At 56.6% G+C, this 23,653-nt stretch carries 16 protein-coding genes and 3 tRNA genes; 18 read left to right on the top strand and 1 reads right to left on the bottom strand.

Translation table 11 applies throughout. The features are described from left to right. Nucleotides 1-227: 227 nt before the first annotated feature. The 17 genes from IPL32_18205 to IPL32_18285 all read left to right on the top strand — a co-directional run bounded on the left by IPL32_18205 (nucleotide 228) and on the right by IPL32_18285 (nucleotide 22,397). Entirely contained in the window at nucleotides 228-692 is a 465-nt protein-coding gene (locus IPL32_18205; GenBank protein MBK8467751.1) for a hypothetical protein, read from the top strand. Between the two features lie 9 nt (nucleotides 693-701). After that, nucleotides 702-774: transfer RNA gene (locus IPL32_18210), tRNA-Trp, on the top strand. Nucleotides 775-779: 5 nt separating this feature from the next. Continuing rightward, nucleotides 780-863, top strand: a tRNA-Tyr gene (locus IPL32_18215). 100 nt (nucleotides 864-963) lie between these two features. Next, nucleotides 964-2,862 carry a hypothetical protein gene (locus tag IPL32_18220; protein MBK8467752.1) on the top strand — a complete coding sequence of 633 codons (1,899 nt, stop codon included), beginning with the start codon at nucleotides 964-966 and terminating at the stop codon, nucleotides 2,860-2,862. Continuing rightward, the gene (locus IPL32_18225) at nucleotides 2,863-3,156 is read left to right on the top strand and encodes a hypothetical protein (GenBank protein MBK8467753.1); all 294 of its coding nucleotides are present in this window, start codon (nucleotides 2,863-2,865) and stop codon (nucleotides 3,154-3,156) included. 10 nt (nucleotides 3,157-3,166) lie between these two features. Continuing rightward, nucleotides 3,167-3,367 (top strand): hypothetical protein, encoded by a 201-nt coding sequence (locus IPL32_18230; protein ID MBK8467754.1) that lies wholly within the window; start codon nucleotides 3,167-3,169, stop codon nucleotides 3,365-3,367. Between the two features lie 6 nt (nucleotides 3,368-3,373). Further along, the gene (locus IPL32_18235; protein MBK8467755.1) at nucleotides 3,374-4,999 is read left to right on the top strand and encodes a hypothetical protein; all 1,626 of its coding nucleotides are present in this window, start codon (nucleotides 3,374-3,376) and stop codon (nucleotides 4,997-4,999) included. A gap of 288 nt (nucleotides 5,000-5,287) precedes the next feature. After that, complete coding sequence (locus IPL32_18240) at nucleotides 5,288-14,062, top strand: hypothetical protein (GenBank protein MBK8467756.1); 8,775 nt, start codon at nucleotides 5,288-5,290, stop codon at nucleotides 14,060-14,062. A gap of 125 nt (nucleotides 14,063-14,187) precedes the next feature. Continuing rightward, nucleotides 14,188-14,309: transfer RNA gene (locus IPL32_18245), tRNA-OTHER, on the top strand. A 125-nt stretch (nucleotides 14,310-14,434) separates the two neighbouring features. After that, complete coding sequence (locus IPL32_18250) at nucleotides 14,435-15,070, top strand: hypothetical protein (protein MBK8467757.1); 636 nt, start codon at nucleotides 14,435-14,437, stop codon at nucleotides 15,068-15,070. 25 nt (nucleotides 15,071-15,095) lie between these two features. Next, nucleotides 15,096-16,250 carry a DUF5309 family protein gene (locus tag IPL32_18255; protein ID MBK8467758.1) on the top strand — a complete coding sequence of 385 codons (1,155 nt, stop codon included), beginning with the start codon at nucleotides 15,096-15,098 and terminating at the stop codon, nucleotides 16,248-16,250. 78 nt (nucleotides 16,251-16,328) lie between these two features. Continuing rightward, the gene (locus tag IPL32_18260) at nucleotides 16,329-16,925 is read left to right on the top strand and encodes a hypothetical protein (GenBank protein MBK8467759.1); all 597 of its coding nucleotides are present in this window, start codon (nucleotides 16,329-16,331) and stop codon (nucleotides 16,923-16,925) included. Between the two features lie 12 nt (nucleotides 16,926-16,937). Further along, nucleotides 16,938-17,288, top strand: coding sequence for a hypothetical protein (locus IPL32_18265; protein MBK8467760.1), 351 nt, complete (start codon nucleotides 16,938-16,940; stop codon nucleotides 17,286-17,288). A 75-nt stretch (nucleotides 17,289-17,363) separates the two neighbouring features. Continuing rightward, nucleotides 17,364-18,251: a hypothetical protein gene (locus IPL32_18270; protein ID MBK8467761.1), complete on the top strand. Its 888-nt coding sequence runs from the start codon at nucleotides 17,364-17,366 to the stop codon at nucleotides 18,249-18,251. Beyond that, a complete protein-coding gene (locus IPL32_18275) occupies nucleotides 18,251-19,471 on the top strand; it encodes a hypothetical protein (protein MBK8467762.1) in 1,221 nt (406 codons plus the stop codon). The genes IPL32_18270 and IPL32_18275 overlap by 1 nt, the downstream gene beginning before the upstream one ends. An 11-nt stretch (nucleotides 19,472-19,482) precedes the next feature. Then, nucleotides 19,483-21,792: a hypothetical protein gene (locus tag IPL32_18280; protein MBK8467763.1), complete on the top strand. Its 2,310-nt coding sequence runs from the start codon at nucleotides 19,483-19,485 to the stop codon at nucleotides 21,790-21,792. After that, nucleotides 21,792-22,397, top strand: coding sequence for a hypothetical protein (locus IPL32_18285; GenBank protein MBK8467764.1), 606 nt, complete (start codon nucleotides 21,792-21,794; stop codon nucleotides 22,395-22,397). The genes IPL32_18280 and IPL32_18285 overlap by 1 nt, the downstream gene beginning before the upstream one ends. 235 nt (nucleotides 22,398-22,632) lie before the next feature. On the opposite strand, the gene IPL32_18290 is transcribed toward IPL32_18285, so the two are convergent. Beyond that, a complete protein-coding gene (locus IPL32_18290) occupies nucleotides 22,633-22,776 on the bottom strand; it encodes a hypothetical protein (GenBank protein MBK8467765.1) in 144 nt (47 codons plus the stop codon). Nucleotides 22,777-22,934: 158 nt separating this feature from the next. Between IPL32_18290 and IPL32_18295 the strand changes: the two genes are divergently transcribed. Continuing rightward, on the top strand, nucleotides 22,935-23,423 hold the full coding sequence (locus IPL32_18295) for a MerR family transcriptional regulator (GenBank protein ID MBK8467766.1): 489 nt from the start codon (nucleotides 22,935-22,937) through the stop codon (nucleotides 23,421-23,423). Nucleotides 23,424-23,653 lie beyond the last annotated feature (230 nt).

Consider the following 23,653-nt stretch of genomic DNA (forward strand, 5'->3'; position numbering starts at 1 on the left):
CCTTGCTTGAAAAAAAGCGCAAGACGAAAAAAGTCATTAAGAGGGCATATTGGAAATAACAGCAGAACAGTTTCAAGCCCTGCGGGGCCGGGTGGATGACCTGGAACGGATTCTAGCGGTAGTATTGCATTCGTTTCGTCAAACTGCTATTATGAACACAGGGGCCATCGAGGCAGCGACAGGACTGGATCGCACCCGTCCGCCCCGGAAAGATAAGGGAAAAAAAGTTGCAAAAAAACCGTCTGGACCTCCAATTGCTACTCGCCAAAGCTAACGCCAACATGCCGACGTTGGGCTTTGATCCGAACCCGCCCAAGTCGCCACGCCCGGCTTATCAGTTTGTCGGCTTTATGATCACGCCGACCGACGTTCACGATTACACCGTCGATTTTCAGGTCGACGAAATCGAGGGCTACACAGAGGACCCGGCCACGGGCGAGTATACGGTCCCGTCTGAAACGTTGCCCTATCTGACTTGTATGATCAAATGGGATTCGTGCAGTCATTTTACATTTGGCGACGGGGGCGGCTATCTGCATTTGTGCGGCGTGCGCGATCAGATTCGCCATTTGGCCCTGATGCACCATTTGTACACGCAGGCTTTTATGCTAATGAGGCGGGCACCGGAAAAAAGCGAAGAATGGCCCAAGACCGATGAAGAATTGGCGGCCATTGTCAGGACGTTTATGTAAGAATGTTTCGGGTGCCGTGGCGCAACGGTAGCGCAGCAGTCTCCAAAACTGCCGGTTGTAGGTTCAAATCCTACCGCACTCGCCTTTGTGTAAGTATCCAAGCGGCCAAAGGGCGGCGACTGTAAATCGCCTGGCGCAATGCCTTCGCTGGTCCGATTCCAGCCTTGCACACCTAATCGAATAATAGTCCTACCGGGCAAAACCTAGCGGGCAATTTGTATCATCTGATACAGGTTGCCCGCTTTTTCTATTGTGTGGAAATTACAACGAAATGAGACTGACAGAACAGCAGATTTTGGATCGGGTGAGTCGAACCGAAGCCGAACGCAACAATTACGCCATTAAGGCCGAAATTTGGGAAAATATGTGGCGGCTAAAGCAATTTGAACTGACGCCCCTGGAAGCCGTCGAACAAAACGCCCAAGAACAGGTCACGCTGCCCACGCCGCGCAACGTCGTCAACCTGGCGCAGCGGTTGATCTCGACCTTGCCCAAGATCGACGTGCCAAGCCCCAAGGTGTCCAAGGAAGCCGACGCCCTGGCCGAAAAAACCGAAGCCTGGCTGTCTGCCGTCTTTCAGTCGGCCAATCGCCAGCAAAACCGCAACTTGATCAGCGACGCCACTTGGCAATCGTTGGTCCGGGGCCGCTTCTGTTTTGAAGTCAAATGGATCGGGGATGTGCTGCCGGAACGCCTGAAAAAGACGACGCTGCCGATCTTGATCCGGACGTTGGACCCGCTGAACGTGGGGATCAAACGTGGCCCGATCTATACCCATTGGGCCTACCACAAATGCGACGAGGAACGCCTGAACGTCATGGCGAGTTTTCCCAAGCTAAAGCTGGATGAAATCGTAGCGGTCGACACGGGCGACGACGTACGCACCGAAAAAGACACGGTCGAGGTGGTCGATTTTTGGTGGACTAGCCCGACGACGGGCGACATTTGGAACGCCATTTTGGTCAACGGGCGCTTTGCCAAAAAGCCCTCGCGCACCGATTACCCGGATATTCCGATCATCGAAAATTATGGCGACACGGCCCCAATCGAGGATGAAGAATACCGGGGCATGTCGATCCTGGACCCGATCCGCGAGTTGTGGCCCTACCAAAACCGCCTGGCGTCGCAGATGGGCACCGGCCTCTTGTGGTACTTCTGGCCGTCGATCACGGTGATGAATGAACACGGTGAAGAAGTGGGCGACATTAAAATCAAGCCGGGCGAAACGACCCATTTGCCGATGGGCACCACGACGAACGTGATTCAAATCTCGCCCAATGTGCCGCTTGCGACACTCATGGACGGGCGCATCGACGCCGAAATCCAAAACTCGACCTTTCCGGGCGTGATGTACGGTAAGGCACCGGGCGAACTGTCTGCCGGGTACGGCGTGAGTTTGTTGTCGGATGCCGCCAAGGGGCGCATCAAATCGACCCTTGAAAACTTGGAGTTTGGGATCGCCCGTGTCTGCCAAATGGTGCTGGGCCTGGTGGCTGCCTTTGGTGACAACAAGGACGGCGTGGCGGCCTGGGGCATTGACGACCGGACAACCAAAGCGTATCGCCTGTCGATGACCAAAAAAGAGGCCCAAGACTTTTGCGACGTGGTGGTGAGTCTCAAGCCGCAAGTGCCGCAAGACTTGCAACAGGTGCAAACGCTGGGCCTTCGCCTGGTGGAAGCCGGGATCATCTCGATCCGCACCTATCGCGATAAATTCATGTCGATCACAATCCCGTCCGATGAACAAGCGCGGGTGGAGTTGGAAAAAGCCTTTAATAGTGAGGCCATCGCGCCAGTGGCCCAAGATTCGGCCCTGGAATTGTACTTTGGCAAAAACTGGAAAGAAGAATTGGGCATTGTCCCGCCGCCGCCGCCCGAACCGCCGCCCGCCCCGCCTGAAATGATGGGGCCGCCGCAAGGGCCGCCAATGCAGGGGCCGCCGCCTGGCATGATGCAACAGGGGCCGCCGATGCCGCCCGGCCAATCTGAGGCCGTGCTAACCGGCCCGATGGGCGGGGGCATTCCGCCCGAACTATCCGGGCAACTGACGCCCGAAATGATGGGGATGCCTGCCGATATGGACCCAATCGAATGGGCACGACTGACAGGCCGCCCGATGCCGCCCGCGCAGGAATTGAACCGGCTGCAAGGGCTGCCGCAAGGGGGTTAAGTGGACGCGGATCAATTCGTTGAACTCAAGGCGGCCCTGTACGTCATCCAGAACGCCGACCGGGCGGGCGATTATGAGACACGCAACCGATTCGTAATTGGGGCCGTGTTTGTGGCCCTGGGGGCGGGCCTGGTGGCCGGTTTTCGCATCGACCCGCAAGAACCGGATTGGCCCGCCGCTTTTATCGAACTTCCGACCGGACAAGTATCTTGGCACCTTCCGCAACACGGCGTCGCCTACGATGGGCACACGACCGACGAAAAGAACGGGCGGATCGATGCCTTTCGCAAATAGAGGAAAAAACATGATCGCACTAATGAAAAGCCTATTACGTGGTAATTACATCGAAATAGCAATCTTTCTAACCCTGGGCATGGCCTGTCTGTTGCCCTTGAACGCCCGCGCGGGTGAACAACCAATCGCTGAACCGGCGCAGGCGCCAACCGCTACGCCCTCGCCCATTACGATCAATACCGTATTTCTGCCCCTGGTGGCAATGGAGTAAAACAAAATGGCAACACCGTACGATTTTGCCCGTAGGGGCGAAGGATCACAACCCGGCTACGGGGGCGGCGCGCAGGCGCAACCCAATCGCTACGCTATGCCCCAAGGGGGCGGTGGTGGGTCGGCGGGCTGGAATAGCCAGGCGCAAAACCAGCAGCAGGGCATGGCCACGCGACAAGGGCAACAGGCGGCAACGGGCGGCTATCGTGGCCCGGCGACGGGCATGGCCAACCCGAACGGCCAAGGCCCGGTGACAGGCATGGCCAACCCGAACCAATACGGCATGGATACGCGCATGGGTGGCGGGGCGCTGCCGGGCGGTAATACTCGCGGCATGACGATGACCTCGCCCGGTGCCCAACCTGCCGTCCAAACGGGCGGCTATCGTGGCCCGGCGCAAGTTTATCAGCCGGGCACGGGTGTTCCGGGCCGTAGCCTGCAAGGGCAAGGTATGGCCAGCGGCACGCCCGGCCAAAGCACGCAACCGACCAACCGGCCCACGACCGGCACGCAGGGCCAGAACGCCCCGCAACAGTACAGCGGGGGCAACGGGCAACCGCAACCCAACCCGGACCCTTACGGGTCGCCCTGGGTGGATTACGTCAACCCGGACGGGTCGCCACATATTAACTACCAATACGGGCAAAATTCCGGGGGTGGCGGTGGCCAGCAGACGCGACAGACCGGCCCGAACGGCGGAAGCAATGACTATTGGACGGGCGGTGGCGGCCAACCGGAACGCGTGCCCGTGGGCGGGGGCGATAATTCGCACGGCCCGATGTATGGCAACATCCCGCAAGGGCCAGGTCAGCAGGGTTTGCCGTTTACGTGGGATCAGTACGCCGCGGCCCGCAACGACAACCCGCGTATTGCCCAAGAATACGCGCAAATGAATCAGCCGTATGTGCAGATGGCCCAAAACGCCTACCAATACGACCGTGATTTTGGCGAGTCGACCCGGCGCGATGATCGAAACTACGGCTTGACCCGTGAACAACAGACCTTTCAGCAGGGCATGGACACGCGCCAGCAGAATATGGCCGAACAGTCGTACCAAACCGGCGTCAACCAGTGGGATCGCCAGTTTGAACAGACCAATAATCAATTCGACCAAAATTTTGGGCTACAACAAAACCAGCAAAATTTCCAGCAAGGCATGGATACGCGGGGCATGAATTTGCAGGAGTTGAACAGCAATCGGCAATACGGCCTGGATAACCGGGGCATGGGCTTGCAGGAGTTGAACAGCACCCGGCAATATGGCCTGGATAACCGGGGCATGAGTTTGCAGGAATTGCAGAACAGCCAAAACTACGGCCTGCAAAATCAACAAATGGGCCTGAATGTGCGCAATCAAAACATGCAGGAACAGGGCCAATCCCAACAGTACGGCCTAGCCCAAAACGCGCAGGCCATGCAATCGCAGCAGATGCTTCATTCGATGGGCATTGACACGCGGGGCATGAACTTGCAAGAGTTGCAACAGGCCACCCAAGCGGCCTACCAGCAGCAGCAATTGACGCAACAGGGCCAAATCTCACGCGAACAGATGGCGAGTCAAGAACGCCAAGCGCTAATGGCGGCCACGGGGCGCGATCAGCAAACCGCGCTGAAATGGGTACGCAGTTGGTAAAGGAAATTTCTTTCCGCGAAGGAAAATACCCTTTTAATTTTTACCTGGGCAAGCGGGGGGTGTATGTGTTCCTCCGTATCGGGGATCACAACCTCCGCTTGTTCAATTACGGGGCCGGGTGGAAGTTGCGCCACGAAGTCGCCCCTTTCCCGTGGTTAGCCCTCTTTGACGGGGCCACGGGCACGCAGCACGGCCCGCCCTACTTCGCCACGGGGGCGCGGTGTATGTTTCGTCGTTAGTGGTGGTATAAATCAGCCTTGCCCGTCCTGTGCGGTTTAGGGGTAATCTATGGCAATCAGTTCAATCGAAGAAATTTTGGAACAACGCCGCCGCCAAGCGGAAACCAAAAAGCGCAACGAAGAAAAAGCCAAGCGCGACGCGCAGCGCCAGCAGTACGGGCCACAAACCCAAGCGCAGGCGCAAGCGGCCAAACAGGAAAAACCGCAATTCTTTGCGGGCTACGGCGCGCAACCGACCAAGGCCCCGGTGAAAGCGCCTGCCCGTAACCCGGTCTACGCGCCGATCAAGTTTGTGCCCGCCGCCAGTGATCGCACGAAAGACGATCAGGCGCAACCGGCGCGCTATGTGCCGGTGCCTTACCAAGTGCCCGAAATGAAAAAGGATAATGACAAACCGGACCGTTATACGCCGATGCCTTATGGCCCTGCGGGCATGGGCAAGGACACACCGGCCCTGATCCCGGTTGGGCGGCCAATGGAGATCGGCCTAACCTCGGATCGCCCCGATACGGGCGTGGCCGACCTAAACCAAACGCAGATCGCCCAAGCGCCGACGACCGCACTTGATCCCCGTGGGTGGCGGCCCGAACGGACGAAAGACGATGAAGCGTTCCCGGTCAAGAAAAAGCCCTGGTACACCGATTGGGGCAAAGATAGCCCGATTGGGGCGGGCGCGGCCCTAGAGTACGGCGTGCAACAGATGGGCGCGGCCAAAGACTTCTTGCGGCCTGACACGGGCGCGACGAATAATCCGGCATGGGATTATCGCGACGAACAAATCAGAGAACGCGAAGCCCAAGACAAAAGTAATGTGGGGGACATGACGTTTGAAAACCCATTTAAAGGCGTCATTAACTCTGCCGGTCACCATCTGGATGGAACGGTAGATAACCCTGACGCCGGATTGGGTGGGTACTTCGATCCAGGTCGCCTTTGGTCTAACCTGTCCAAAAACACAGAGTCCATCCCTGGCGTTGGTGAGTTGTGGCGCGGTGCTGGCGACTTGGCATGGAACGGCGCTGATTGGTTGAGTGCATTGAGTACGGATGCATTGTCGACGCGGGTGCCAACACCCATTGTCGATCCCGAAACGGGTGAAGTGACCGTCACGAATGACGCCAATATCGGTCAGGCGAGTAACGCTTTCTTTGAGACGGTCAACGATACGCTTAATCCATTCTCGGACGACTACAACCCAATCGGTAAGGAGGACGCTACAACCGATCCGTGGGAGAAATGGAATAATAATTCGCCGATTAATCAACTCGGTAATGCATTCATGGACAACTTTTACCGAAATATAGGCGAAGGTGTTGCAGCGAGTACGATGGATGATGCCGATAAAGTTGGTTTGACGCCAGAAGAAATCGCCAACCAAGAAGCTGTTGTGAAAACGATGCTTTCTTTTAGTAGCGTTGAAAGTCAAGAATCGGCCCTGCGCGACCTTGCGACACAAGATGAAACCGTGGCAAAGATGGAAGCGGAAGCGGCCCGGCTTTTGGCGATGGCGAACGGCGACGGTATGACGGTGTTTGAAGAACAGATCGCGGCGATGGCCTACGATCCAAGAACGGACCCGGCGAGTAAAGAAAAGATTTGGCAGATTGCCACGAATCCAGAAGCGGCGTTGCTTGATCCGGTGCTTTCCGATGAAGCCAAGAAGCTGGCGCAACAAGTCATTGATGCCCGAAACATGACCGACGAGGACCGTAAGGCGATGCAGGCCGCGGCTGCCGATCTCGGTATGCAAGCTAACGACTTGCGCAAAATGACGCCAAACGACATTGTTGATCAGCATACCGACGTTCTGCGAACGCTGGCGCTTGGTATCCTAGTCGACCCGCTTGATTGGGTTACGGGTGCCGCTGGTGCGCTTGTAAGCCTTGCGCCCGGTGCGCGGCGTCTTAGCAAGGCTGTTAGCGCTGCCGACAAACTAGACGAAACGACTGTGATTAAAGCGTTGACAACGGCTGGTAAATTCGACTTTGGCCCGGATATTGCAGCGATTGCCAAAAATGTCCCTGGAATGAGTTTCCTGGACCAAGTCGACACGGCCATCTTTACGCCCAAAGTCACCAAGGCGGCGCAAGAATCAAAAACGCTTTTCAGTGGGATCGCCGTCTTGATTAGAGACGCCGACACGACCGACGACATAAAAACCATCTTGCGTATTCTGGCAACCGATCCGGCCCAACTCGTAAAGGGTGTTCCAGCCAACGTGTTTAGTGGCGCAGGTCTACAAGACTTGGCCCATAATGGCGTCGTAAAGTTTGCGCCGCAAGTCTTCAATAAACAATTTGTCGATGCGTTGCAAAGGAGTTATCGATCCGTGGTTGGCGAAATCCTAAACAGCGCTACATTGTCCAAAGCTGGCCTAATCGACAAGATTCCGTTCATGGATGAGTTGGTCGCTAACCTGAATCAAGGCGGTGCCCGCGTTTATAACGTGGCGACGGCGTTTGGTGAAGCGCCCATCGGCACCACAAAGGCGACTGCGCGCATGACGGGCAACGGTCAAGCGGTGATTGACTATATTGACAGTAAGGGCACATTACTTGGATCGTCGGACGAGATGGCCGCCGCGGCGGCGCGGCGGTCGGCAATGGCGATTGAACAACAAGCGAAGGTTGGCAAGATCACTGATCCTAACTTCGTGCGGAATATTGGCAGTACACAGCGTAAAATTCAATCGGCTATCAGTCTAAACTTGTCGCCTGGATCGATTGTGACAAATGCGGTCGGTGCCAATATGCAACTGATCACGGACGGCAATTGGTCATTCCGTAGGATTGACGACATTATGGAACACGCCGCGCGGTTTGGTGGTGGCGGGCAACTCAACCTGCGCATGGCGGGCGACACGACGGCAAAAGAATTTGTCGGCGGCATCGGCCTGGGTCAAATCCGTGGCGGCAAGGCGTCGGTGCCGTTGACGGGTGGACGGGTCGGCTTGGGTGAAGAAAACTTGGCGGCCCGCGCTTGGTACGGCGCATTCAAACGTTCGTTCGATAGGTTTTGGGAACGGTCGATTAACGTAAATGTCAACGCTATTTTTGACGCCGTTGGTATTGACGATCCGTCGTTCCGAAAGTCGTTCATGGGTGCAATTCGTGATGCTGGTCGCCACGGCGACAAACAAGCCATGATCAAGACGGTGGGCGACATTGTGGCGGGTAGAACGCGCCCGTTTGACCTGGGCGATCTAAATCCGATCTTCGTGGAAGCGCTTACACCGGACGGCCTGACCGAATTTAACAAAATTATTGCTACTGCCAATCCGGCTGACCTTGACGCCACGCGCAACGCAATTGCCGACTTGATGCTTAAAGAACGTTTCCGGTGGGAAAACTACCTACTAACCGATCCACCTGTAACCGGGCGCACCGTGTTCTCTCAGATGGACAACACGCGCGACGTGGCCGACATGCAAACCGACGCCAAGGCGTTTATTAAGGCGGGCGCCGATCCGGCTGCCGTGAATGCAGAACTTGAAATTGGCCTTGAAGCGCAAAAACAAGTTCAAAACCAACTTGACACGTTGTCGGCTATGATTGCGGAAGCGGGCGATCCGAAACAGCGCTATGTTCTCTACAATACGTGGATGGAACTTTACGACCTAAAAGCCGGTATCCGTATGGAGATTGGGAAACTGGCCGAAGAAGCAATGGAAGCGGGCGGTGACACGTGGAAAACGGTCTATTATCCAAGGGCCGCGGCGCTGTGGCAAGAATACGGTGATAAGGCCGGGATTATATTGGCCGACGCCCAAACGGGTCTGACGAGTGGCTTGCCTGTCAAGACAAATTTTTCGGCCTGGGATATTTTTCAGAAGCAGGCGGAAAAGTCAAACGCCGAACTACGCGCCGCGATGGATGTGGAAGTTGGCGCCGGAAAGTTTGACAGCCGCATGAAAGGCGTCATCGAGGCCGGGCGCGCAATGGAAGATAAGGCGGTAACGACCGCTTTTGCTGCGGCGCGTCGCTTCCAAGTCGATGGCGCAATGGATTACATTATCAGCGCCGAAAAGGACGCCCGTTACATTGGCGCCCAAGGATCGGCCTATCTCCAAAAAACGTTTGATGATGTGGTCCGGCCCGCGTTAGCTAGTGGCAATAAAAAGAAAATTGATGAGGCTTACCAAAAATACTTCGCTATCAGAAATCAGATCTGGCGTGAAGTCCGTGACGGGCAAGTCGAACGTTGGGCGGCAACCACGCGTCAAATTGTATCCGAAGGGATCGGCGGCGGTGCGCGCAAAGACCTAAGTTTCGACCTGGGCGGAACAATGGGTCAAGTGACACTGATTGGCCCTGGCACCGGCAAAAACAAAGGCATGTGGGCTGTCGCCCTCGATGATGGAAAAGTCCATTACATTCCTGGTGAGGATGCCAAGAAAACAACCGGCGTTGTTACGTCGGAACAATTCTTTGTGCCCAATACGGTCATCGACAAATACAAAAACCTGTCGAAAGAATCCAAGATCGCCGTTGAAATGGAGTTGGACAATATCGCCTCGGCGCAATTCGTGCTAAAGAATACGCCAGAAGCGCCACCTGTCCGCCCTCCTGGGACACCCACGGCTACAGAGATAGCTTATAAGGAACGCGATGCCAAGCGCGCCGAATCGATATGGAATACGAGTGGCGCAACCCAACAGTCGACTGGCGGTCTACCTGCACGAACGGTGATGCCTCCGCCTGTGGTTGGTGTTACGAAGTCCAACCTTCCCAACATGGGCGACATTGCCAAGGAACAAATCGCCGCCATTGCAGAAGCGCGCAATACAATGCGCGCCGAATGGGAACGGATCGCCGTGGGCGAGTGGGAATTGCCGTCGCTGGACACGTTGGTGATGCAGTATCAACGGAACGGCGTCGTGAACGTGCCCGAAGATTTGGCCGAAGATTTGTACGGTTCCGTGATCGCTGGCAACCGGATCGACAGTCAAAAAGATATTGAAACCTTCATTACCGATTACTCGAATATGAAGCGCCAAACGGACAAGTCGGCGGCAACGGTTCAACAGGCAAAAACTTATAGCAAGATGGATCGTGATGCGATCATCGAAGCGCGCGGCGTTGACTTGGCGGCCAACGGTTACACGCCTGAACAACTAGCGCGCATGAATCGACGCGAAGTCATCACGGCGCTAGATACGATTGACGACGTAATGCCCGATGAGGTCGGCGTGGCCGGTTATGATGGCGCGTTGGGTGGCCCGGAGTCGGTGCGGCTATGGAGTGAGACAAAAGACGAAAACTTACTCAATATCGGCAACATGAAGAACGGCCCGCAAGCGACGATGAACGAAGTCGTGGAAGCCACGACCAAGCGCGGCACCAATAGCGGCAATATTAAATCATGGACACTTAGCGACACGGCAACGCGCCAGATCGATGTTTTGACCAACTTGGAGAACGTCATCCAAAGACGGCTAGATAGCATCTTGGCGGCTTCACCAACGGCGCTGAATCCTAATCAGCAATTGCGGTTCATCGATATGTTCCGGCGCACCATTTTGCCAGAGTTTGACAAGATCGTTATCACGGCAAACGACTTTGGCAACAAGATGCAATCGTTCACGATGGTTGATTTTACAAATAACTATCACATCGACAACATTATTTCGGCAGCGGGCGTGCCTTACCATTTCTGGTTTACCCGCAGCGTCAAAAACCTCATTGAACGTTTCTTGACGCAACCCAATATCGTTAGCAAGCAGGCATTTTACGAACGAATGAACACGGTCGAGGACAAGCAAAGCGACGTTGCGCCGCGAGACCGCGGCACGGTCCCAATCAAGATTGGCGGCACTGAGTACCGTGTGCGGCTTGGAAACTGGCTGCCGTTTGGTGGCACATTTGGACAAAACACGTATGCCGATCCAGAAGATGCTAATAGCGCCTACGAATATTACGTGGAATCCTTGAAAGCGTCCGGCTTTGGTCCCAACACAGCTTGGAGTAACGCTATGTTGTTGGCAAGTGGGCGCGGCAATGAAATCGACTGGATGTCGGTCACACCGATTACAAGGATCGCCCGCGATGCGTGGCAAGCTGGCGGTGGCGAACTACCTGAGTTTATGGAAAGACCCAACAGCAACTACTTGACCGGGCGCGAAGTTGACCGGATGGCGGTCGAAGGGCTTGTCGTTGACGGAAAACCAGTCACAGAAAAAGAAGCGTTGTTGGTCCAAGATTACATTCGCCAACTGGAATCTGGCGAAGCGCCGTTGCCCGAACATGAGGCAATGACGGCGCGCACCAAGGCCATCTATGATGCCGCTTATCAGCGCGTTGGTGGTGAAAAACTACTCAACAGCGCGACGGGCGTGGCGACGGGTAGCCCGGTCTACACGGTTTACGATGCCGACCAACAAAACGCCGAAAACACCAACGACTTTTTCGGTCTGCAATATGGCCCGGAAAATAAGTTTGGTAGTTTGGAGTCCGCCAAGGCCGTCGATAGTTCGGAATCGTACCGCACGCGCCAAAATGTCGACAACCTGGACACGATGCGGCCCGGCGTGGTATCGGTGAACAACGAAAAAAGCGCCGAAAAGCAGACCATTTTTGGCGAAATGAACGCGGCGGTCGAAGCCTTCTTGGCGAAAAATCCCGGCGCCACTCGCGACGAGATCGACGGTGTCCAATCGCCCTTCTATGCGCGGGTCAAGGCCCTAGATGAAAAATACCCCTCGGCGCAAGCGTACGAAGGGTCGGGCCAACCGCCCAAGGGCATGAATCCCAAGGAACGCGCCCAATGGGAACTTAACCGGATTTTGTACAGCGTGCCCGAAGGTAAGCCGGTGATGCCCGAAAGTGCGACGCCGGAACAGGAACGGGCCTATTACGCGCAGTATAACGAATGGAAGATCAAACAATTCGACCTGATCGAACAAAACGTCGCGGGCCTGCTACGCCTGGACCCGACCGAACAGGCCGACGTGCAAGGGTGGCAAGGTGAACTGGTCAAGCTGGTAAAAAACCAATACGCCAGTGAACTTTTGCGCAACTTTGAGAACCGTTTTTCGGGTGAGAATTATAAGGGCTGGGACGATACCGTAAGCCTGCAAGAAGAAATGACACGGGCGCAATGGGCCGAACGTGAGGCCGCCGTTACCGAACGGGTCGGGGCGGAAGCTGCCGCCCTTCTGCAACAATACTACGGCCTGCCCAAGGGTAGCGAAGAACGGCGCAAATTCAAAGCAGCGCACCCGATTATCGCGCAAGCAATGGTGGCCAGCTTCACGCCCGAAAAATACGACGAAGTTACCGAAAAATTCGGGGCCGACGCCTGGACCGTGTACGCCAATCGACCCGTGGGGCCTGGCACCGGGGCCACCGAAGATCAGTTGGCCGCCTATTATGCGCAGCTTGATCAGTATAACGCGCAGCATCCGGGGGCCAATGCGGCTTACATGTACGTCCGGGGCCGAAGTCGCCAATACAACCCGGACGCCGGATCGGTCTACATGGATTGGGGGCAAGACTACAACGAAGCGATCCGCATCTTTGGCCCTAACATTTTTGAGATCGTCGACAACTTCCCGGACGGCAAAACGGCCCAAAGTGCCTACTATAAGGCGCACCCGGAATTGTCGGGGTATTGGGAGTGGAATAAGGCGCTAAAAGGCACGATGGCCCCGGCGCAAAGCGATCCCGAACTGGCCCCGCTGGACCCGGCCACGTATACCGGGGAACGCCCGGTCGGTAGTGGTCGGGTGCCGGTAACAGATGAGGCGGGGCGGCCCACGACGGGCGCGGCGTCCTTCTTCCCTGGGTTCACAGGGGCCTCTAGGGGCGATTTTGCGGCGGTGGGCGCACCATCGGCCACTATGCCCACGGAAACGCAAGCGGCGGCGGCTGGTGAGGCCACGGGGGCAACGGTGACGCCTGGCGCTGCGGGGGATCGCACCTGGCAAGATTGGGCGGCCCAAAACCCCAATTACGGGAAATATGGCAAGGGCAACCCGGAATTTGCCGCGGCCACGGCGGCGGTGGGCGCTGAGTTTGACGCCGATGGCCTGGCCACGTGGAACGCTTACTACGACCTGCCCAAGGATAGCGCGGCCCGCGAGGAGTACAAACGGGCGCACCCGGAATTGCGGGTGATGACGATGGCCGGATACAACCCGGACGAATACAAGCAGGCCAAGGAACTATTTGGCGACGATGCTTGGATGGAGTGGGCCAATATCCCGCCGTACGATGAGTCGGACGACGCCAAGGCGGCGCGGGCGGCCTACCTGGACGCGCACCCGCAAGCAAAACTTTTGTCGGCCTGGGTGAACGGGCGGCCCGGCAACTTTGACGAAAGCGCGACGGGTGATGACTTCGCCTATAATTTCGGCGCTGATTTTGCGGAAGCCGAAAGCATGTTTGGCGAGGACATTTGGTCTGTTTGGGCGGGCTATTCGTCCAAGTGGGACAAGGCCACAAAACGGGCCTACCATGAACGCTTCCCCAATCTCGGCCCGATGATGGATTGGTGGTACGGCAACGAAGCCGGGCAAGGCCGGGCCGCTGGGGCCGGGGCTGCCCGATCCTACGGCGGCGGCGGTGGGCGGTCTTACGGGGGCGGTGGTGGCGGTGGTGGATATAGTGGATGGGGCGGCGGCGACGATGGCGGATGGGGTCAACCTGTCGATCTAAATATGCCGTACGTGCAAGCGGAACAACTAAGCCGGGAACTACAAACGCAGGCCCCACGCCCGGCCCAACATCGCAACTTTAGCCCGGATTGGTGGATTAAGGCCGGGGATCGAACTGGCCCCGACCCAATCAAGCCGGTCAAAGTGTGGAAAAGTGGCAATTCGTGGTAATTACGACGTAATAGGGTATTGACACGCTTTTCCAATTTGCTAGGATGGGATCAGTAAGTGGAAAACGTCGACCCCTACGCAGGCGCAGCGCCGGAAGTCTAAGGGGCGGCCCATTTAGGACAGGCGGGCCAGTGGCGGAATCTGGCAGACGCTACCGCCCATATAGAGGCGGTTGGATCGGGAATTGACCCGATCTGCTTATCAAAGTGGCGCTTAGGCCGTGCGGGTTCAAGTCCCGCCTGGCCCGTCTGTAAAGCAATCATAGTCCTACCGGGTTTCGACCTAGCGGGCAATTTTCTCAAAACGAGAAAGTTGCCCGCTTTTTTTTATTTTCTTTTCAGAACAAGTGTTCGACAGGAGTACGAAGGACCAATGGCCCTAGAAAACGAGATCGATGGCACCGCCCCGCTAGAAACGGGCACGGCCCAAGCGAACGAGATTCAAACGCCAGAACAGGCCGCCACAACCCCGGCCACGCAAGCGCAGATTGATCCTGCCCTAGAAGCGAAACGCGAGTTGCAACGCATCAAAAGCGAACAGGGCCGAATTGCGGCCCAAGCGCGACGTGCGCAGGAGGACGTGCAACGCCTGCAAGCACAAAACCGCGAGTTGGTGATGCGGGATATGACCGAAGTGGAACGGCTGAAATTTGAACGCGACGAGGCTTACGGCTTCGCCAACGCAACCCAAGCCCAACTCCAAGACCAAGAACGGGAACGCGCCCGCCAGGCCGATCTACAACAGATTGCCGACACGACCGGCGCACCTGTCGAAGAACTGCAAGACGCCGAAAGCCCACAAGCCGCTTGGGCCAAGGCCGTGGATTACATGAAGCGGCAATCGCAACCAGCACGCGCCGCGGCTGCCGAACGCAGCGAAGCCAATGCGGTCTACCTGGGCGGGGGTGCGCCAAGTACGCCGACGACTCGGCAAGAACAGCGCTATCAACAGCTTATGAGGGAACGTAACGCCGACGCGTACGTGCTGGACCTTTTGAACGGGCGCTAAAGAAGCGCCACTGGAATAAACAAACGTGGCAACTGGACCTCGATCTACTTATACCGACACCGGCCCCAATAAGCGGTCGGTCAACGATCTGATTTCGATGATTGATCCGTCTGAGGCGGCCCTTCTGGACCTCTTTGGGATCGACAATGTAAAAAAGTTTAAGCTGCAAAACTGGCCGTCGACCAAGTACGAATGGCTGGAAGATACCCTTTCTTTGCGCGCGGGCACGCTGAACGAAGCCCTGACCGATTCGGAAACGGATATGGACGTGCAAACGGGTGAGGGTGCCCTGATGAAAGCGGGCGACATTGTCAAAGTGGGCACCGAATTGATCTACATCGTTTCGGTGGCGACGGACACGGCCACGGTCACACGTGGTTTTGCCGGGTCTACCGCTGCGGCCCACGACGACGATTCACCGTGGAAGATCGTCACGATTGCCCGCAAAGAGGGCGCAAGCGCCTCGACCGGGCATACGACCGCCCTTTCGATTCCGTACAACTATACGCAGATTATTTCTGAGGCCGTCAAGGTCACGGGGTCCGCGCAGATCAATAGCCAGTACGGGATCAATGACCAGATGGCGCACCACATCACCCGCTTGATCGGTGGTGGTGGCGGCATGGGTGGCCGCAATAAGGCGGGCAAGTTGGCCCTGGCCCTTCAAGGCATCTTTTATCACGGTTCCCGCTACATCGGCACCGATGACATTTCCCGCGCTGCGGGCGGTTTTGAATACTTCGTCACCTCAAACGTCGAAGACCTTTCAAGCGCCGCTTTGACCCGCGAGTATGTCGAGAATTTGCAACAGGATTGTTTCGACGCTGGTGGCGACCCGGACACGGTGATCGTAAACAGCCGCCTACGGCGCAAGCTGACGACCCTGTACAAAGAGAACATCGAAACGACCATCGACGAGGAACGCGGCGGGCACCGGATCACGCACATTGATACCGACCTGGGCAAACTCCGGATCGTGCTGGATCGCTTCTGCCCGACAGATCGCTTGTACATGTGCGAAAAGGACAAAGTCGGCTGGCTGCCTTATCGCCCGTTCGACATTCACGACCGCGCAAGCGATGGCGATTTCAAACTCAAGGAAGTTTTGGGCGAGTTTGGTTTCGTGGTTATGAACGAAAAGGCCCACGGCTATTTGAAAAACGTCTCGACCACTAAGTAATTAGGGGCCGGGATCATCGGGGCGGTGGAATCTTCCGCCGCCCCGCCAGGTATTAACGCCTGGATAGGAGTAGTAAAAATGTTTTTTCCAGAAGTCCCCGTACAACGCGGATCGGGCACCTTCGGCCAATACCCTTTCGCCTGGGTCGGTAACGATCTCCCGGACGGTGACGCGCTGCCCTTTAGCGCGGCCCCGCTGAATAGTGTCTATTTGTACACCAATGAGACAACGGGCGGCACCCGTGTCTTTAAGAAAGTTTTGCTGAATGATCGCAATGACGATTGGCAACCCGTAGCGCCATCGGTGATCACAAAACGCGTTACCCGCGCCATGATGACGGACGGCGGCGCGGCCATCGGCACCTATACCTTGGCCGATGAAGTCCCGATTGGGGCCTTTGTCCAGCAAACGATTTTGTCTGATCTGACCGGATTTACGGGCGACACGTCGGCCACGATCCAAGTGGGTGATGGTACGGACGTAGATCGCTACTCGACAGGCACGCCAAGCGTATTCACGACCGCCGCGGCGATTGATCTAGGTGTGCCAAGTGGCACCAAGATTCACGTGGCCGCCAAAGCGCCCGTGATCACGGTTACGTCGGCGGCTGATTTTACCAATGTTGCTGCCGGGGCATTTACCCTTCGCCTGTTCTTCTTGGGCGGCTACCAATAAAGGGGGCTGGCCATGTTGCAACCTGGCGGTGAAATTCAATCCTTCGCGATGCACACGGCGGCGGTGGCCACGGCGAACGGTCTGCCGATGGCCCCGATCACGCTAACGCAGGGGCATTTTAATAAGTTTACGGCGCAAATCCAAGGCGTTGTGACTGCGACGATCACGTGGGAATGCACGGTAGACGGCAACAACTGGAAGGGCCTGCTGATGCGCCCGACCACGTCCGACACGGCGGCCCTGACGGCGACGGCGGACGGGATTTACCGGGGCGACGTGACCGGGTTGTTTGCGGTGCGGGCGCGTATCTCGGCCTGGACTGAGGGCGCGATCACGGTTACGGGTGTTTTGACGACTGTTTAACCGATTTTTCATCTAACAGGCGGATAAGGGCGCAATTATTCGCGTTCGTATCCGCCTGTTTTTATATAGGGCACCATGAACGTAATTCAAGAACTCCAAACACAAGCCGAAATTTTGGCCCGGATTAAGGCGATCATGCGTGATTCGTCCAATAATCGCTGGACCAATGTGGAAATTTACGAAGCGCTAAATCAATCCTTGTCCAAGTGGGTCGGGCGCGTTTCGGTGCCCTCTGTCTACACGATCCCGGACGGGTGGCAATCGAACGTCTACGCCTACGCCCTGCCCCACTACATCCGCGGGCACATCGACGTACAGCAAAAAGCCTATACGGGCGTCCAAGTGGGCGATATTACGGTCGATCCGGAAAATGGCGCGTTTACGTGGGTTGACGTGCCCGCCTGGGAAGTGGAACCGGACGGATCAGGCGGTGAAGTGTTGCGCCTGGGGGCCTTGCCGTACAGCGTGGACGGGCGGGTGATCTTTTGGGCGGCCAATGGCCCGGTGCCGACGACCGTACCGACGACCTCGGCGGCGATTACGGACGTGGCCGCGACTTCGCTAACCCTGACTGGCGTGCCGATGATTGGGGCGTCGGGTTTCATCAAGATCGACCAAGAATGGATGAGTTACGCAGGCTACACCCAATCGGCCACGATCACGACCTTGCAAAACCTGGTGCGGGGCCTCAATGGCACAACTGCCGCAACCCACCTGATCACGACGGCTTGTTATTGGGGCGTGGCGGCGTTCCGTGCCGATCTATTTTCGCAACTTAACGATCAGATTCGGGCCTTTTTGTTCGCCCTGTTTCTGACCGATGCCTCGCCGTTGGAAAAAGAACACCATACCTTTCAAATGCGATTTTGGCAGCAATCCGCCGACGAATATTGGCGGCGCTTTGTGCCCAACCGGCCCGCAAAATTCCGGCATAGTCGGCAAAGTCTAGGGGGGCGGCGCTAATGGACCTATTCGCCCAAGTGCAAAACTGGGTTAAACAGAATTTTTGGCGCAAGCGCGATCACGTGGACGCCTCCACGGGCACCAACGACGCCGGATTGCCCGTGGTCCTCAATGCGGCGGGCCGCCTGGGCCTAACCCTCTTGTCGCCCCTCCTGGGCATTCTGAGGGCTTACGGCGTCAACTTGACCGACGCCGCGTTTGCAAGTCAAGGCAATTACACGGCATACGTTGGCGAGATCGCCAAAGATTACACGCCGACCGCCGCCAACTGGAATACAACCGAAACGACACTGTTGATCAACGGCCTGACTTACACCGTGATCGGCTTTCACGATTCGGGCGCACGCGTTGATTTTATCCGGGTTGGCGCCGGGGTGATCGTCCTGGGTTACGACGGCGGGTTCGGTGGTGCCAATGTCGAAATTGTGGGCACCTTGCGCTTGGGCAAGCCGGGCACAGGCGGCGCTACCAGCGAATATATTTTGGTTCAAGGTGGCGCGTCTACCGTAAACAGCGGCAACGGGCGCAACCTGTATATCATAGCTGGATCGTCCGACAATGCGGCTGGAAAAAGAGGTGGCAACACCTATATCGAAGGCGGCGTTCCTACTTCACCGGCAACAACCTATGGTGATGTCCATCTTGCCTTGGCGGGCGGGCAAGTTGGTATTGCCTACGACACGGATCGGCTGGTGGTTGCTGGCAGATCGGCACTCAGTGCAACCGGGCACGGTGATTGCGCGTCTGTGTCCCATGTTGACCACAATAACACCAGCGAGTACGGGTTTCTTCAAGACGGAAATGGCGACACGTACATAAACGCTAAAACAGGTGCCGGTGTGCGTCTCCGTATCAATAACGGAGATATGTACACCATCCTTGGTAGTGTACATACTTGGTCTGGAAACTTCGGCGCGTGGAATAATCTATCGTTTGGTTCCGGGTGGGCTAACTATGGTGGTGGCTGGCAAGGTGGGCAATATCGAAAGATTGGCGACATGGTCTACTTGCGCGGACTGGTTGCCCGAACGTCGGGCGTCGGCACAATCATCGCCACGTTGCCAGCGGGCCATTACCCACCCGTACAAATGTTAAATCAAGTAAATGGAACTGACGCCCACGCGCGTGTTGACATTACGACGAGTGGCGTCATGACCCTGGCCGCTGGCACGCCAACATACATTTCATTGAACGACATTCCGCCTTTTAGTGTTATTTAAGGATTTTATTTATGGGTTCTGGTCACATCAAAATGGGCGTTCCGGGTTCGCTGCGGGATTACCTGCTTTTTAATTATCAGTCGCGCAATAAGTCGTTGGCCAATCCGATGGCCGCCAAACTGGGCGCGGGCCTGGGAAGCTACGACGATTACATGAACTACGCCGGATGGTTGATGGAATCCTGGGAAGCCGGGATCAGCAAGCGCGAAGCCGACACGGGGGGCACGCTGTATTCCGAATTGGATACGCGCTTCCCCAATCAGGTCATCTTGCCGCCTTACTACTCATTCAATAACATTTCGTTTACGGGCGGATCGTACACGCACACAGTGGAAAATCTGCCGGTTGTCGGTGTAACGCCGTTGGTGGTGGGCGCTGCGGGCGGCGCGTATACGCAGGTGGCCTTTCTCTTTCGGATCAACAGCCCGGAGGATGCCATTGATCGCGTGTTTATCCCGATTTACGGGGGCACCGGGATCAGCGTTACGGCCTTGATTTATTCCGACATTTCGGCAAGTCCATCGCTGACCACTAACCCCGCGGCGGGGTCCAATTGGGGCACGGCTGCCGTGGTCCTGGATGGGGAGTTGGGCCTAAATTATTATTCGTTCAACATCCAAGAACAGACGATCACGACCGGACAATACGCTTGGGTCATCCTCAAGCCGACCACGCCCGGCCAAACGTTCACGCTGCCTGTTTGGGATCGTGGGGCGTCGGCCTACACCCAAAAGAAGTACAACGGGTCGGTCTGGTCTGACAGTCAATATTTCCCGTTCTATTACATGGTCACGTACACGGGCGGCGATCCGTTGGAGAATATCGCCAAGATCGAGATTTACGAAAATAAGGCCGATTCGGGCGCGACGCAAACGGCCTGGTTCATCGGCACCGATTACTTGTCTTATTACAGTGGGAGTGAGGGCGTCAACTCTGGCAAGACGGTCGCCAATGCTGTCGATATGTGCGCCTTTGGCGACGTGCTTTGGATTGCCAAAAGTAGCGGCGCTGACGCCCTGACCTACACGCAAAGCACAGACGCGCTGGCCACCAAAACGGGGATCGATGCCCATATGTTCGCCCGGTGGGGCGGCCTACTCTGGCGGGCCTATCAAAACGACGTTTGGTACACGGGCGACGGGTCAACCTGGTCGGGGCCTTTCCAGATTGGCCCGGACGGCTACGAAGTGACCGGCATGGCGGGCCTGGGCGACGATATGTACGTATCGACCGACGAGGGCCTTTACCGGGTCGGGGCGGGCAATAAAGTCTATGGTGTGACCCGGTGGAATCAAATCGATCCGAATAATGGCAAGGGCATGATCCACCATCAAGGGGCGATCTTTATCCCGGTTGGCCTGGACTTGTTGCAATTTAACGGATCGCAAGTCTTGCCCGTGGGCCTCAACAAAGAGGAGGGCTTGCCGCCCTACAAACAGGGCCGGGTGGTTTCGCTGTGTTCCCATAACTATTGGTTGATCGCCCTGGTGCGCGCCGAAGATACCACGCTGGGCTGGTCGACCGTGTGGGCCTGGAATAGCCAAGGGTGGCATTATGTCGCCTCGCTGCCCCGCCGCGTCACGGGCAACGGCCTCGCCTGGGACGTAACGCACAATTGTTTGTGGGTTGGCGCCGGGGCCACGCCAATGAAGATTTACTTGCCCAAGAACGCCGAAAACCCATACCGCGACGCCAGCGGCACGGCCAAATTTAACCAGTTGGGCTACATGGAAACGGGGTGGTTTTACGGCCAATTGAAAGAAATTCAAAAAGATTGGGAGTCCGTTTACATCGCAGGCGAAAATATCACGTCGGCCCGTTATGTCGACGTGTACTACCAAGACGACGCGTCGACCGATTGGGAATACCTGGGCCGGGTGACAAGCAACCGCCAAGAATTGCGTTGGTCGGACTATTCCACGCGCCCGGCAAGTCGCCAACTCAAGATCGCCGTGGCACTGGCCACTGATGATTACGCCGAAACGCCCGTCGTTAACGCGATCCGGGTCAAGTACATGCCGATGGTGATGGATCGCTGGCGCTGGTCGCTGCCGATCACGGTGGCGGATGCCCTGCAAATGTTGGATGGCACGATCTCATCCTACACCGCGGCCCAAATGGTTACGCATCTGGACGCCTTGATCAAACAAGTGCCGCCCTTTATCTATGAAGATGTGGACGGCCTGCAATATGAGGTCAAGGTCTTGAACGCGTCGGAAGCCTTGCAACAGTACGAACGGCCCTCGTCGGGCGTCAACCGGCTAAAAAGTGTTTACAATATTACGATTGAACAGACGCAAACCGGGACTTATTCGGCGTAATGAAAAAACTGTCACGGGTGGGCGTCAAACCGCTGCCCAAACTGCACGATCTCAAACAGAAATTTGATGATCTGCCGTCCGTTAAATTTAGTATGTCCCTGCCGCAAACGGTGGCCGGGGCGCTAGATGGGGCGGAAGATATAGAAACGCGCCTGATCGGGGAAATTGCCGACGAATTGGGCGGCGACAGTGAATCGTATCGCGTGGCCCGGCGCATCCGCAAGCTACAAAAGGCCGGGGTAGGCAACGGCGTCACGTCGGGCACGATCCCGGAGTTGCTGGTCTACGACTTTTTGCAACAGGAGGGCCACCAATTTCTATTTCAACCGGAGATCGACGGCGGGCGCACGCGGGCGGGCGGCGTGGTGCCCGACTTCGCGGTGATGGACGGTGGGCGCTGGACCGTGTTTTTGGTCAACGGCGTTTACTGGCACAATCGGGCCGCCGTCTCTAACTCCGATGTAACCGACAAGGTCACGATCTTGGCGGCCACGATCCAAGGGCTGCCCGTGGCCCGTGTGATCGAATTATGGGATAAGACACTCTACGCCGCCCGCAAAAAGACGATTACGTACGGGCTGAACGGGATCGAGTTGGGCTATTGACACGCTTTTCCAGACTGGTACAATAAGGGCGGGTGATGTTGTTGTTGTGGTGATGAAGTTGGTACTTTCTTGCTTGTTGTTGTCTCCTTACTTCCTTTCTTTGATGGACGTGGCCGGGTCTTGCTAACCCGGCCACTATTTTTTAAGAGGCCCGCCCGGTTTTCGTCGCCAGGCGGGTTTTTTGTGCCCTATTGTGTGGTAATTACCACGTAATAGACGTGTAAGCGCTTACACCTTACCCGGCCAAGGCCGCAAACACCTGTGGCCCGTATCCAAGCGCCAGGCCGCCCACGATCACCGCGCCAACGATGCCCGCAAAATAGACCCGGTGCTGGGTCGGTATCTCTTTCCACGCAGCGATCAACAGACTGATCTTCATTTGGTCCTCCACCATTTAGAAAAATAAGGCCCGATCCGTTATCATGGGCCTATTACGTGGTAATTATGACGAAATAGGCCGTGGTTTGCAACGTTCCAATCTGTAATCCAAGGCTGCAAGGTTGCAATCCAACTATGCAAGCGGGTGCCAAGTGACCTATGGACTATAAGCCAGCCGACGCGGCGCGGGCCTGCAACGCGTCGCCCAATACGATCCGCAACTGGTGCCGGGATTACGCCGCCTTTTTGTCGCCCGGCGCAAGCGGCCACGGCGGGGATCGCCTCCTGACCGACCGCGATATGCAAGTCCTCCAAATGATCGCCCAACTGCGCGCCGAAAAAATGTTGCTGCCCGAAATTACGGCCCGGCTGCGGGAAGTCACATTTGGCGACATTGCCCCGCCTGGGCCATCTGCCCCGCCAAGTACCCTCCAAGCGCCGCAAAACGCACAGGACGGCCTACAGCAAGCGCAGGGTGTCCTAGTAGCACTCCAAGCCCTGCAAGCGCAGGTGGACGCTATACGTGAGGCCACGGGGCAATATAGGCAACAGCGCCGGGATAATGTAACGGCGTTTGGCTTGGGTTTCATCGTGGCCGGGTTTCTATTCCTGGGCATGGTCTTGTTGTCGTGGCTGTACGGCGGCTAGGGCCGATTGTGTGGTAATTATGACGAAATAGGTGCGCCCGGCCTGGATTGGGGCGGCGGCGCAAAAAGTGGTAGGGGATCGAAAATGATCCCCTACCACTTTTTTATACGTCTGACAGGTGTAAATCGATGGAAGTGGTAGGGGATGGTAGGGGATTCTACACCGATTGGCCCCTATGAAAATACAATATTTTTTCATTTCTGATCATAATACATTTTAGAAAAAAACTT

The organism is Chloracidobacterium sp., from assembly GCA_016711345.1.
In the GTDB taxonomy this organism is placed as follows: Bacteria; Acidobacteriota; Blastocatellia; order Pyrinomonadales; family Pyrinomonadaceae; genus OLB17.